Raw genomic sequence first — 12,306 nt, 5'->3', positions numbered from 1 at the left:
CTACGCAGCCGATCAAACCGTCAGCGCGCAATGGCTCGTATGGATCGCCCAGCACTGGAGTGGCATCCCGCACCACGAGCGTTCACTCGCCTTGGCCACAGCACACCGTTCGGACGTCACTCAAAGCATCACGTGCAGGCGACCTCATCACCGCGAGGAGGTCGCCCACCGGTACCGGATGTCATGCGGGCCGGGAGTCCCAGAATCGGTTGAGTACCTCCGCGCCCCGATCAGGATCCTGGAGCATCCAGTAGTGGGTGAGGTTGTCCAGTTCCGCTGTCTGTGCTCCGGTTCGCGTGGCCATATCCAGGTCCATCGCGGGCTGCGCCATCGGATCGCCGGTTGGGATCAGGACGAGCCCCGGCGCGGAGGCGGGGTGGTCGAAGTCCTTGCCCCAGTCGGTGTAGAAGTTGGGCCAGGCCGAGCGGTAGAGCGTCAGGATGGCTTTGCTCATCTCTTCGTCGTGGGCGGTGTCGACCTCTGCCGCCAGTTCGGCGCTCATCCCCCGGGGGCGGAGGAAGTCGCCGAAGCTGGGGCTGCCGGGGGTCTGGGTGCGCAGCGACGCGAGCAGTTCCTCGCCCTCCGGGGTCTTCTGGAAGAGGGTGGCCGCCTCGTGCCACTGATAGTCGGGGTGCCAGCCGTGTGCGACGTCGGACACCCAGCTGCGTACCGGAACGTCGTAGGCGGAGACGATCCGCATCACCAGATGCGCACCCCAGTCGTGGCCCACGAGATCGACGGGCTCACCGAGGGCGCGCAGCTCGTTCGCCAGCCAGCCGGCGTACGCCTCCTTGCCGTCCAGGTGGGCCGGGCGAGGGCTGCCGAATCCGGGCAGCCGCAGGGCCGTGGCGGGGCGGTCGATCCGTCCCCGGAGGTCGTCCCAGACGGAGGGCGTCTCCGGTACTCCATGGATGAACACAACGGTCATGACCGCTCCTGACACAGTGAAGTGGATTGGTTATCCACTTCACCGTAGCACCCACCTGATAGGTTATCCACATAGGTGTGCGAAGGAGGGATCATGAGGTCGGATGCCGCACGCAACAGGCAGAGGATCTTCGATGAGGCTCGCGGCGCCGTCATCGGCGGGGAGACTGCGCTCACCCTCAACGAGCTCGCGCGCAGGGCGGGCGTGGGGGTCGGGACGGTCTATCGGGTCTTCCCCACGCAGCGGGCCATGCGGGAGTCCGTCCTGGAAGAGGCGGTCCGAGAGCTCATCGATGCCGCGACCGTAGCCGACGGATATCCCGATCCCGCCAAGGCACTCATTGACTTCCTCCGCACGGCACTCCTGACCGCCCTGGCGCGACCGGGCCTCACCGACGTTCTGATCACCGGGTCCGACGAGACGGACTCTCTGCACCGGGCCAAGGGGGAGCTGGTCGAAGTCACCTCCCACCTGCTCGCACGCATCCGCCCTGCCCCTGCCCTCACCGGCGAAAACCTGCTCAAGCTCCTGTGCGGCCTGATCCACGCCGTCAGCGAGCACCCGGCCGAGCGGCAGGGGGCCGCGATCGACAACTACCTCGACATCCTCCGGGCCGGCCTCGCACCCACCCTCTGACGACCGGGTCTCTGGGTGCGGGCTGGGCCCGAACTCGGACGTTGGGCCGGAGGCCGCATCGTGCCGCTCGTCGTGCAGCCCTCCTTGATGTGGACGCGAAGGCGCTTCGGAGCACGGCTGGCTTATCGGATGCCCGCCAGTCGCCGGTTGCCGCTCGGGCGCATGGACCGTTGGCACGCGCGCACGAGCGGGGAGGATGGCGACTGTTCGTGAACACTGGCCAGCGCGACGTCAGATGTGAGAGCCCGCTGCCGTGTCGCGTTCGTCCGAAACCGTGTCGCGGTCAGGCGTCTTCGCCGATCCTTTCGATCAGCTCGATGGCCGGCCCATGGGCCAGACCGTCCAAGTACACGAAGCGTGTCCGGCCTGCGATCGATGCCTCGAAGGTGACCGGAGCCCCTTCTCCCGTCGCTCGCAGCGATTCGAGGTGCTGGTCGATGCTTCCCACCACGTAGGCGAGGTGGTGGACGCCTTCGCCGTGGAGGTCGAGGAACTCCGTGTACGGTGAGCGGCCATCGAGCGGCTGGATCAGTTCGATCTCCGAAGATCCCGTCCTGATGAAGCCGTAGCGGGCAGAGGAGCCGACCTCTTCCCCGTGAAGTTTGGCCGTGGGAAATTCCAGATCCGTTATCTGCTCTGTGTTGACCCCCCACCGTTTCTCGTAGTCGGCGACGGCACGGTCGAAGTCTTCCACGATGATGCCGACGTGAAGGAGAGGCGGAAGGCTGATGGGCACGGGGGTCTCCCTTGGTTTGTTGAACTGAGCTGTTTCCGGCCTGTCGTTCGCGCTGGTCCGTGGGCTTTCGGTGGCGGGACGGCGGGGCTGGGCTGTGCCGCCTGGCACCTGTGGTGACGCTGGGCCCGCGGGGCCCCGCCCACCGGCCTGGCCGGGGCCCCGCGGCATGGTCGTCGGCCGCGCTGCGTGGGGGAACTGTGCTCCGCCCTGCGAGCCAACGCGAGGAGGATGTCCAGCGGTGTGGCGTCCTCAGCGCCGCGCACGGGCCTGGGGCACCGAGAACGTGGCTGGGCCGGGCTTCAGTTTCGCCGCGTTGATCTGCATGAAGGTGTCGAGCCACGGCGCTCGGTCGCCACCGGTGGCGATGTCTTCAGCCGGGTTGTCCAGGGACAGATGGAGACGGGCGTTACTGATCCGGATCTTTTGCTTGGAGGGGGTGTCGAGCCAATCGCCGGTGCGCACCGAGCCGATCTCCACGGCGAGGCGGTGGCCGGCCCGCAGGGTCCAGTCGGTCGACTTCAGGCCGATGTCCAGCCGGTCCCGGTCCAGCCGGGAGACTCGCTCGTCGAATGCGACAGCGTTGCCGTCCTCGTCCACGTCATACAGCTTGACCATCACGTTGCCCTCACCCTTGGCCGTCATGGTGACCCGGGGCGTGCCGGTGACCCGGGTGGCCGTCTCAAGAGGTCCGGACCAGACGAGGAAGCTCCCAGCGTCACGACCGGATTCCTGTTCCGGGGGTGTCGGCTGCGAACCCGCTCCGCTGTCCACGTACGAGCCATTGCCGAGACGGAGGTTCGCGGAGCGGTTCGCTGTGGGCCAGGACTTCTCCGCGCGCCAGTTGCCGAGGTTGTCCTGGACGGCGTAGTTCGGGAACTGGATCTTCGGGTCGATGCCCTTGAGGTGTTCGTCGAAGAAGGACAGTGTCTCCTTGAACCAGTTCGCGCGGCCCATCGCGAGCTTCCCGTCCTGCGTGCGCTCATTGCCGCGTACGTGGTCCCAGGGGCCGACCCAGGCCCGTTGGGGGCCGCGGTGATTGTCGAGGAACTCCTCCATCCCCACGGGCAGGGTGTTGGTCTCGGCGGTGCCTTGAGTGAAGAGAAGCGGAGTGGCGGTGTCCTTCGCCTTCCTGGCCGGGCTGCGGTCCTTCCAGTACGGGTCGTCCGGATCACCGATGGAGGGGCCGAAGGAGTTGAGCACCAGGCACTCGGGGTGCTTCTTCTCGTACGCGGCATTGGTCCGGTACCGCTTGTCCTCGTCCGGCAACTGGGGCAGGCCCGCTATGCGGTTGTAGCTGGTGGGCAGCTGGACGCTGTTCGGACGCGGCACGCCGTTGGAATGGAGCTGCTGATACAGATCCCAGATGGGCTCCTGGGCGACGACGGCTTTCAGCGCGTCGTGTTTCACGTTGTTGCCGAGGAGACCGGTGTAGGCGTCGAGGGACTTTCCGTACATTCCCACCGCTCCGGTGGACCAGGGCTGTTTCGCGCTCCAGTCGATCGCGGCCTTGACGTCGGCCTGGTCTCCTGGCCCGCCGAGGTCGAGACATCCGGTGGAGCCGCCGAAGCCACGGGTGTCCACCATGACGAAGGCGTACCCCTTGTCGAACAGGTCGGTCCCCTCCAGGAGGTCCTGAAAGCGCTCCGAGGGGCCGGCGTGTTCCTCCTCGACCTCCATCTCCCCCGAGTGACCGAAGTACGCGCTGGCCGACATGATGACGGGCACCTTCGCACCCTCGGGGAGCTTCTCAGGAAGCAGAACGTCGGCGTGCAGCTCGGTCTTGGAGCCGTCCGAGGAGGGGAAGTAGTGCTGGGTCCAGCGCGCCCCCTCCGGCACCCGCTCGTTCTCCTCGTGCGTGATCGAATCGGTAGCGGTGGCGACGGTCGTCCTCCCGGTTCGGCCGCCGTCGGTTTCCTGGTCCGGCGCGGCGACGGCGGCCCCTATGAGGCCGCAGGTCAGAGCGCAGGCCGTGAGCAGGGCTGCGGCGGTGGCGGCTGGTCGTTTCCTCATGCGGTACTCCGGAGCTCGGGTAGGGGTGGGCTCGGAAGGGGATCACTCGCTGCGCAGGTCGGCCTTGCACAGCGAGCGGCAAAGGCCACCGCGCGGCGGGACCTTTCTGTCACTTAGTGACGGTGTCACTAAGTGACAGGTATTGCAAGTGGATGCGCTTGAGCCCGGATCGAGGCGTGCGCACTGGCTGGCGTGCGGCGTCACTTAATGTCAATATGGCATTGAGTGAGCGTGATGGTGAAAGGGTGGCGAAAAGATGGCCGACGACGTGGTATCGACCGAACGCAGCCGTGGCGGGATGAGTGAGCAGCGCCGCCGTCGTGTGCGTCTGGAGATCTCGCGGGAGGCGGCACGCCTGTTCTGGGCGCAGGGCGTCGACGGCACGAGCGGTGACCAGATCGCCGAGGCGGTGGGCCTGTCGACCCGCACCATCTGGCGTCACTTCCGTAGCAAGGAGAGCTGCGCGGAGCCGATCGTTGCGCAGAGCGTGGAGTGGGAACTGGCCACTCTGCGCAGTTGGCCGCTGCACCGCTCTTTGGAGGAGCACTTCGCCACGGAGGCGAAACGGTTGGTCAGCGAGATCAGCCCTTCGGAGCAGGCCGATGCCGGGCTGGGCGTCAAGATGATTCGATTGGCCGAGACCGAACCGGCCCTGCGCACGGCCTGGCTGATGGCCTGCGACCAGGTGGAACACGAACTGGCCGCGGTCGTCGCGACTCGCCTCGGACTCAAGCTCGACGACCTACAGGTACGTCTGCACGCCGCGGCCGCCGCGGCCGCCCTGCGAGTCATCAACGAGTACGTCGGAGCCGGCCTTCTGGACGGCACCGATCCGCGGAAGCTCGGTGACGAGAGTTTCGCCTTCATTGCGGACGCTGTCCGCACGGCCACCGGGGGCGCCGTGGGCGACCCGGTCCAGGTCGACGAGGCGCCCGCCGCGCCGGACGAGGGCGCTGCCGATCGACAGGAGTAAGGGTGCACCCTGAGCGGCACACTCCGATGGGCTCAGCCACGGAGGCAGGAGGGGACAAGGCCGCTGCTGCACGTACTGTGTACGCCGCTCAACCGCCGATCTCCCAGGGCAAGACAACGCCGTAGCGCCCATATGAACTCTGTGGCCCAGGGCGCTATTTCGGACAGTCCGACGAAGACCCCGGCTCTCCATCCCGGATACAGCGGCCGGTGGCGCCTGACCCTGCCCGGCGCCCTGGACCCGGGGAGCGTTTCTCCCTTGGCGACGAACAGGACCTTCGGCAAGCCCACCGTCCCAGTTCAGAGGCGTTCCCCGGCTATCTGATCACCCGTCGGACGGCCCCCTTGGTGAAAGCCCGAGGCCAACGTGGCCAATGTCCGACGACCCGATGCCGTTCTCCGGCGGGACCGCCGGCACCCCCGGATGCTCCGGTTCCACGCCTGACACGGGCCTGGAACCGGCGTCGGCACTCCCGCTGGGGAGCGGCGTGGCGGCGAAGACGGAGTCCGGGTCGACCGCAGACTTCACGGCTAGCAAACGCTCGGTGTTCGGCCCGTAGGACTCCGCGACCTGGTCGGGAGTCTCCGGCCCCAGGAAGTTCACGTAGCCACCCGGCAACGAGAACGGCTCAAGCGCCGTGTGCAACGCTTCCAGCCAGCGCAGGTGCGGGGACCTACCATCGCCGGCTCCTGCGTTGCCCTTGCTTTCGCCCTCCCACAATGAGATCAGCTCGACCATCAGGTGCGGTTCGCGTCGGCCGAAAGCCGTCGAGCCGAGGGGCAGACGGGCGGCGGCACCATGGAACTGATGCCACACGATCGCGGAGAACGGTGAGGTGAACTCCTGGGCAGCCCGGTCCAGGACGGTCGCGATAGAGCCGGAGATGCTCTGGACGGTGCGCGTGCGAATCGCGCCCATCCGCCCGGGTGGGAACATGGTGTCCGTCGCGGCCAACGCCGCGGAACGGGCGACCGGTCCAATCTCGGCCAGCACGGGTGTACCGAGTCTGGCCAGGGCACGCACCGGCCCGTTCTCGGCGTTCCCCACCTCGATGTCCCCCGACCAGGTCGGCGCGACGTACACCGTCGGCTTCCCGTCCGGGCCGGGAAGGAACCCCACGTCCACCGTCAGCTCATCCGGACAGTCCTGAAGGATCCCACCGAGGTCGGCGAGAACGTCGGTGCTCTGGACGATCGGGTACAAGATGGTGCCCGACACGACTGTCGGCACGGGGTGCAGACGGATCCGCGCCGAGGTCACGACACCGAAGTTGCCGCCGCCGCCCCGCAACGCCCAGAAGAGGTCCGGATGATGGTCGGCGTCGGTGTGCACTCGTGAACCGTCGGCCAGGACGACTTCGGCACCGAGCAGGTTGTCGGCCGCGAGCCCGAACTGCCCGATCAGGGGGCCGTATCCGCCGCCGAGCGTGAGGCCGACCATGCCGACTGCGCCCGCCGTTCCGGTGACCGCTGTCAGCCCCGCCCGCTCGGCAGCGGATACGACGTCGGACGAGAGCGCCCCGCCACCTACCGTCGCGAAACGGCGGCCGATGTCGACCTGAACCTCCCGCATGTCAGTCAGATCGAGAACCAGTCCGCCGGGACGGAACGCCCGCCCCCAGAAGTCATGCCCCCCGCCGCGTACCGAGATCGGCACCCCATGGTTGCGAGACGCGCGTATCGCGGCCTGCACGTCAGCGGTGGTCGCGCACCGCACGACGACAGCAGGACGGACATCGACCGCTGCGTTGAACAACGCCACTGCTTTTGCGTACTCCGGCCCGTTGGTGAGCACACGGCCCGGAGGGATTGTGGACCGCAGCTCAGCCAGCAAGGCAGTGCTGACTGCGTAGGGGGCATCTGCATGGGCATGGGACTGCATTGTCACTCCTGCGTGTCGCTCACGGGTGCGGCCGTCGACGGCGACGTCGACGGCATGGAGCCGGAGACCGGCGCGGTCAACGAAGTTCGGAAGCGTTCCGCCCCGGTTGGAGCTGGGTGGACTCGTCCGCGATCACGTGGGTCCGGTGCAGAACGTCGAGCTGCGCCGGGTTGTACAGCTCACGCAGGACCGTCTCCATGGTCTCTCGGACGAATTTCTCCCCCCTCGGGTTGTCCGTGTACAGGTCGGGCAGGTCCGGGTGGTCCTGCCGCAGCCGGCGCAGGTAGGGCACCATCCGCTCCACGAGGTCTTGGCGGATGTGCTCGCCTGCGTCGGCGGGCAGTTCGCCGAACTCCCGATTGATCGGGTGAGCAGGCAGATTGCGCACCAGTGCACCGTAGGCTTGCAGCTGCTCCCCGTTCATCAACCGGGTCATGACCAGCAGGAGCGAGCGGTCGGTCTCGGACAGGGCCGTTGCTTCGCCGGGCGTGAGTTCCGTAGGCAGGTCGGCCGGGGCACGCAGGTCGATCAGTGCCGCGAGTTCGAGCCGGGCCCGCTGCAGCCGCTCGATGGTCGCGGCCAGCTCCGCGTCGAGCGTGCGCAGTGCCTGCCCGGGGTGCTCACCCTCGTCCACCGTCTCCGCGATCTGGTTCAGCGAGAACCCGAGATCGACCAGACGCTTGACCCGCAGCAGGCGGACCAGGTGCGGCACGCCGTACTGCTTGTAGCCGTTGGCGCGACGCTCGGGCTCCGCCAGCAGCCCGACCTCGTGATAGTGCCGTACCGCCCGCAGGCTGGTGCCGGCCAGCTCGGCGATCTCCCGAGTACTCCAGCTCATGGTTCTCACCCAACACGGTGCCGCTACGGCACAGTCAAGTCCTGTCTCTGACTCCGGGGTCAAAGTCCCGTGCCTGTTCATAACCGAGTGCCAGCAGGGCGGCACGGAGCTTTGCCGCTGCTTCAGCCAAAGCTGACTGATCCTCCTCCTGCTTGGCTTTGCTGAATTCAAAGTCGGACATGTCCCAGACCGGCGCGACATGTATATGCAAATGCGGCACCTCAAAGCCTGCGATGACGAGGCCGGCACGCGGAGCGTTCCAAGCCCGCTGCACCCCTTGCCCCACGGCTTGGGCCACCTCGAAGCAACGCGCCAGTAGGGTCCCGTCAGCGTCCGTCCACCGGTCGACCTCACGCCGCGGCACAACAAGAGTGTGGCCAGGCCGCAACGGAGCGATGGATAGAAAAGCGACGATTTCCGGATCCTGCCAGACGAAGTGTCCGGGCAGCTCGCCGACGATAATGCGTGAGAATACAGTGGTCATACGTGAAATTGTCCTCAGAGACGTCAGGCCGCGGACGGCGAATCGGGCAACGACGGCCAGAGATGCGCCCACGGCCGCGCCCGCTCCAACTGCGCGGCCAGTGCCAGCAGCTCCGGCTCCGAACCCGGGCGCCCGACGAACTGGATTCCGAGCGGCAGCCCACTCGACATCCGGTAGAGCGGCACCGACGACGCCGGGCGCCCGGTCACGTTCGCCAGCTGGGTGAAGGGCGCGGGCTCAAGATTCGCGACGGCCAGTTTCTCAACGAGGTTCATCCGCCTCAGCACACCGCCGATCCGGGCAGCCAGCAGCCCCCGTGCGGCAAGCCGGACCGGCAAGGCGAGATCGAACTCGCCGATCGGCCAAGCCGGCCGGGCCATGGTCGGGGTGAGCAGCATGTCGTAGCGCTCGTGGAACGCGGCCAGCGCCCGGGTGTGCTGCTGCCAGCGGGACTGCGTGGCCAGATACTCCGGCGCCGAAAGGCTCCGGCCGATCGCAGCCATCATCCGGGTCTCGATCTCGAAGTCGCCCTCGCCGCAGCCGGTGAACTCCCGCGCGGCCGTGACCTCGGCGGCGACCATCGCGAACCAGGCCGTGAGGAAGTCGGTGGCCAGGCGCTGCCCGTCGATGGCCGGGGCGGACTCCTCCACGACGTGTCCGAGTCCGGTGAGCAACTCCCCCGCATCCCGAACCAAGGCGGCGACCTGCGGATCAACCGGTCCGCCAAGCGGGGACTCCGTGCTCAGCCCGATCCGCAGCGGGCGTGGATCGTCGACGACGGCCTCGGCGTACGGACGCTCCGCCGGAGCCGCCCGGTACGGGTCCTCCGGTGCGGAGCCGGCCAGGACGTCGAGCATCGCGGCGGAGTCACGGACCGTGCGCGACAGCACGCCCTGCACCGCGGCGCCATGGAAGACCTCGTCGACCTCCGGCCCGGACGGGACGACGCCCCGCCCCGGCTTGAGCCCGAACAGCCCGCAGGCCGCAGCCGGAATCCGGATGGAGCCCCCGCCATCGTTCCCGCCCGCGACCGGGACGACTCCGGCCGCGACGGCCGCCGCGGACCCGCCGGAGCTGCCACCGGGCGTCCGCGACGGATCCCAGGGGTTGCGGGTCGGGCCCCCCGCGACCGGCTCGGTTATCGCGCGAGCACCGAACTCGGGGGTCGCGGTCCGGCCGAACACGACCAGACCGGCGTCGAGCCAACGCTGTACCACCGTGGACGTCTCCGGGCGCGGGAAGCGCGCCAGCGATCGATTCCCACTGCCCGTCGGAACCCCGGCGAGGTGCTGGCCCAAGTCTTTGATCAGGAACGGGACGCCGGCGAACGGGCCCGCCAGCGGACTGCGAGCGCGGGCACGGGCATCGTCGTCGAGTCGGTGGCGGATCGCGTTGATCGTCGGCTCGACGGCGTCGGCACGGGCAATCGCCGCCTCAAGCACTTCAACCGGGCTCACCGCCCCGGACTTCACCAGCTCGGCCAGCCCGACGGCATCGTGCTCCCGGTACTCATCCCAAGTGATACCCATACGAGTGCTCCCATCCGAGCGATAAGGGGCCCGGTCCGCGGCACGTCCAACGTCACGACGCCTCGGCCATTGGCGTCTCGGCCACGACCTCGCGCAGGTCTCGGCCGGCCGGTCACGACCGCGTCGGACACTGCGTAGCGATGTTGATCAGCCCCAATCTGAGTCAACACTGTGCCGCGACGGCACACTCAAGCTCATGGATAGCGGGATCACACCACGCCGAGTTCTGGGCGCAGCACCGGGCGCGGGCACGCGATGAAGCTCGGGCTGACCTGAGGCAGAAGGGGTGTCCGGCTACCGGGCAGGCGTAGGCCCGTCCGCCTTCTTGCTATGCCGGGTTGACGCCGTCAGTGGGCTGCGGCTGACGCGCGCCGTTTCGCGCGCTCTGGCCTTCCCGACCCCGACTTGGCGCCTGACCTTCACCGTCGTCCGCGACGTACTCGTGCAGGTCCTCGGACATCGGCGTCCGACGACCCGAACCCGCGCAACCTCGACGGCCGCGACCTCTACGGAAAGTCAGCGGCGAACTGAGCGAGACGGCTGGCGCGGGACAGGTCAACAGCTTCGGGGGCCTCTTCCTCTGCTCTGAGGAGCGTGGCGACCGCTTCGGTGCGCAGGCCGGCCTGCTTCTCGCTGATGGTCCGTGGTGAAGAGGTGGGCGCGGCGCTCGCGTGGGAGGCCGGCGAGGGCGGCACCGGGGATGCCCTCCGCGACTCATGTCGAAAGCGGACTGCCCTATCGGCGCAGCGTCAACTCGCCACGCTCGTAGATCCATCCCCACTGAGGAGGGTGCGCAGCCGGCGAGCTACGTCGGTGGTGCTGTGCCCGTCCCACACGGGCGCCGTCTCTACCTCGGGTACGTCACCGAACAACGACCAGCTATTGGCTCGGTAGTGATTGCTGACCTGCCCCGTGGGGAGCTGGGCCATGACTATGAACCAGCCGCCCCCGAAGCATGGTTCACCGTCGTGGTGCTTCCATGAGCGGACGACGGGGTACCCGGCGGCCAGCCACGCCCGGACTGCGTGTGCGTGGAAGAGCAACCTGAATTCGTACAGCTCGTCGAAGGTGTGGAACCCGTCGGAGATGCTGCCGGTGTCGGTCATTACTGGCTCCAGATTGTGTAGAGCCCGCGGCGCGGGCTTCGCCGCTAACACGCGGCGGGTCTTGCCCACCTTGCCGGGCACCTCGGCAGCCTGGCCGGGCTGAAATGGTCAGCCCGAAAACGTAACTCAGGCCAGACTTCGTTGCAAGCGTTGTCTGCCGAGAGCCGCTCGAGTGAGGACCCGGGATAGCGGCGGCAGACTCAGGGACCGCTCGCAGATCGGCTTCTTGTGTACTGCACTCACAGCAGGGACGCCGACATCGTTGGCCCCGGCGCCGACAAAGCGTCCGCAGTGATGGCGGAGGGGCAGCCGCTCATCCGAGGGGCCAACAGTCCTCTGGCCCGCCTCAGGAGCCTGTTGGTTCGCGCGCCGCAATCCATGCTGCTGAGCAAGGACAACTGTGCCTGGGCCGAACATGTCGCGCTGGCCGTAGAATCGACCCTTTCCGGGTCGCAGGAACGTGTCGCCGCTGTCGGCGCAACGCAGGTCCCGATCCGCCGAGCCCGCGTGACGACGGCGAGGCTCGACAAGGCCGCCAACCGCAGCCCCGTCGATCGAGGTGGTGAACTGGCGCAAGACGTAAAGGATGTGTTGGTGATGAACAGCAGCAAGCCTCGTCGGCCGGACGTCACGACGGTCGAGATCATCGGTGGTCCAGAAGCGCTCGAGGTCGGCCTTGGCAGCTATGACGCCCGGTGGGCGGAGGTCTACCTGCATCACCGGCGTCGGATCCTTGACGCGTTGGCGGCAGTGGACGTCGATGTCGAGCACATTGGATCGACTTCGGTTCCAGGCCTTGCCGCCAAACCGATTGTTGACATCGTCGTCGCGGTGGCCGACATCACAGCAGAGGAGGACTACCTCGACGGGCTGTTGGCCGCGGGTTACGAACTGCGGGTTCGCGAGCCAGGACATCGGCTCGTGCGTACGCCGACTCGCGACGTTCACGTGCACGTATATGAACGAGGGGACGCAGCGGTGCACGAGTACCTTCTCTTCCGTGACCACTTGCGCACCAATGCAGACGATCGCGCCCTGTACGAGAGTGTCAAACGAGCTCTGCTCAGCCAGCAGTGGAACGACATGAACGACTACGCCGACGCCAAGAACGACGTCATCTTCGCGATCAAGACTCGAGCCAGGGCAACTCGCCAATGACGCGGGATGGTGTCACGGGTTTGTGAT

At 67.6% G+C, this 12,306-nt stretch carries 11 protein-coding genes; 3 read left to right on the top strand and 8 right to left on the bottom strand.

Features of this window, described 5'->3' with window-relative positions; all coding sequences use genetic code 11:
- Positions 1–181: 181 nt before the first annotated feature.
- A complete protein-coding gene (locus OHA64_RS07735) occupies positions 182–928 on the bottom strand; it encodes an alpha/beta fold hydrolase (RefSeq protein ID WP_405609878.1) in 747 nt (248 codons plus the stop codon).
- A gap of 93 nt (positions 929–1,021) precedes the next feature.
- Between OHA64_RS07735 and OHA64_RS07730 the strand changes: the two genes are divergently transcribed.
- Entirely contained in the window at positions 1,022–1,564 is a 543-nt protein-coding gene (locus OHA64_RS07730) for a TetR/AcrR family transcriptional regulator (protein ID WP_266836778.1), read from the top strand.
- A gap of 283 nt (positions 1,565–1,847) precedes the next feature.
- Here the strand turns inward: OHA64_RS07730 and OHA64_RS07725 are convergent, their stop codons facing one another.
- Complete coding sequence (locus tag OHA64_RS07725) at positions 1,848–2,300, bottom strand: VOC family protein (RefSeq protein WP_405609874.1); 453 nt, start codon at positions 2,298–2,300, stop codon at positions 1,848–1,850.
- A gap of 249 nt (positions 2,301–2,549) precedes the next feature.
- The gene (locus OHA64_RS07720) at positions 2,550–4,310 is read right to left on the bottom strand and encodes a CocE/NonD family hydrolase (protein WP_405609871.1); all 1,761 of its coding nucleotides are present in this window, start codon (positions 4,308–4,310) and stop codon (positions 2,550–2,552) included.
- A gap of 256 nt (positions 4,311–4,566) precedes the next feature.
- Between OHA64_RS07720 and OHA64_RS07715 the strand changes: the two genes are divergently transcribed.
- On the top strand, positions 4,567–5,283 hold the full coding sequence (locus OHA64_RS07715) for a TetR/AcrR family transcriptional regulator (protein ID WP_405609868.1): 717 nt from the start codon (positions 4,567–4,569) through the stop codon (positions 5,281–5,283).
- A gap of 324 nt (positions 5,284–5,607) precedes the next feature.
- Here the strand turns inward: OHA64_RS07715 and OHA64_RS07710 are convergent, their stop codons facing one another.
- The 5 genes from OHA64_RS07710 to OHA64_RS07690 all read right to left on the bottom strand — a co-directional run bounded on the left by OHA64_RS07710 (position 5,608) and on the right by OHA64_RS07690 (position 11,121).
- Positions 5,608–7,164, bottom strand: a complete 1,557-nt coding sequence (locus OHA64_RS07710) for an FAD-binding oxidoreductase (RefSeq protein ID WP_405609865.1) — start codon at positions 7,162–7,164, stop codon at positions 5,608–5,610.
- Between the two features lie 76 nt (positions 7,165–7,240).
- Entirely contained in the window at positions 7,241–8,002 is a 762-nt protein-coding gene (locus OHA64_RS07705) for a MerR family transcriptional regulator (protein WP_405609862.1), read from the bottom strand.
- A gap of 34 nt (positions 8,003–8,036) precedes the next feature.
- Positions 8,037–8,486 (bottom strand): HIT family protein, encoded by a 450-nt coding sequence (locus OHA64_RS07700; protein WP_405609859.1) that lies wholly within the window; start codon positions 8,484–8,486, stop codon positions 8,037–8,039.
- Positions 8,487–8,509: 23 nt separating this feature from the next.
- The gene (locus OHA64_RS07695) at positions 8,510–10,015 is read right to left on the bottom strand and encodes an amidase (RefSeq protein WP_405609856.1); all 1,506 of its coding nucleotides are present in this window, start codon (positions 10,013–10,015) and stop codon (positions 8,510–8,512) included.
- A gap of 749 nt (positions 10,016–10,764) precedes the next feature.
- Complete coding sequence (locus OHA64_RS07690; protein WP_405609853.1) at positions 10,765–11,121, bottom strand: hypothetical protein; 357 nt, start codon at positions 11,119–11,121, stop codon at positions 10,765–10,767.
- A gap of 594 nt (positions 11,122–11,715) precedes the next feature.
- Here OHA64_RS07690 and OHA64_RS07685 point away from each other — a divergent pair.
- Entirely contained in the window at positions 11,716–12,279 is a 564-nt protein-coding gene (locus OHA64_RS07685) for a GrpB family protein (protein ID WP_266836744.1), read from the top strand.
- Positions 12,280–12,306: the final 27 nt, after the last annotated feature.

The sequence above is a fragment of the Streptomyces sp. NBC_00076 genome, from assembly GCF_045041235.1.
In the GTDB taxonomy this organism is placed as follows: Bacteria; Actinomycetota; Actinomycetes; order Streptomycetales; family Streptomycetaceae; genus Streptomyces.
Note: the sequence above shows the minus strand (reverse complement) of the source record. Positions and strands in the feature narration are given on the sequence as shown.

Bases quoted from the DNA above. Each gene is read 5' to 3' on its own strand.
- OHA64_RS07735 (WP_405609878.1), bottom strand. From the start codon at position 928: ATGACCGTTGTGTTCATCCATGGAGTACCGGAGACGCCCTCCGTCTGG.
- OHA64_RS07730 (WP_266836778.1), top strand. From the start codon at position 1,022: ATGAGGTCGGATGCCGCACGCAACAGGCAGAGGATCTTCGATGAGGCT.
- OHA64_RS07720 (WP_405609871.1), bottom strand. From the start codon at position 4,310: ATGAGGAAACGACCAGCCGCCACCGCCGCAGCCCTGCTCACGGCCTGC.
- OHA64_RS07715 (WP_405609868.1), top strand. From the start codon at position 4,567: ATGGCCGACGACGTGGTATCGACCGAACGCAGCCGTGGCGGGATGAGT.
- OHA64_RS07710 (WP_405609865.1), bottom strand. From the start codon at position 7,164: ATGCAGTCCCATGCCCATGCAGATGCCCCCTACGCAGTCAGCACTGCC.
- OHA64_RS07705 (WP_405609862.1), bottom strand. From the start codon at position 8,002: ATGAGCTGGAGTACTCGGGAGATCGCCGAGCTGGCCGGCACCAGCCTG.
- OHA64_RS07700 (WP_405609859.1), bottom strand. From the start codon at position 8,486: ATGACCACTGTATTCTCACGCATTATCGTCGGCGAGCTGCCCGGACAC.
- OHA64_RS07695 (WP_405609856.1), bottom strand. From the start codon at position 10,015: ATGGGTATCACTTGGGATGAGTACCGGGAGCACGATGCCGTCGGGCTG.
- OHA64_RS07690 (WP_405609853.1), bottom strand. From the start codon at position 11,121: ATGACCGACACCGGCAGCATCTCCGACGGGTTCCACACCTTCGACGAG.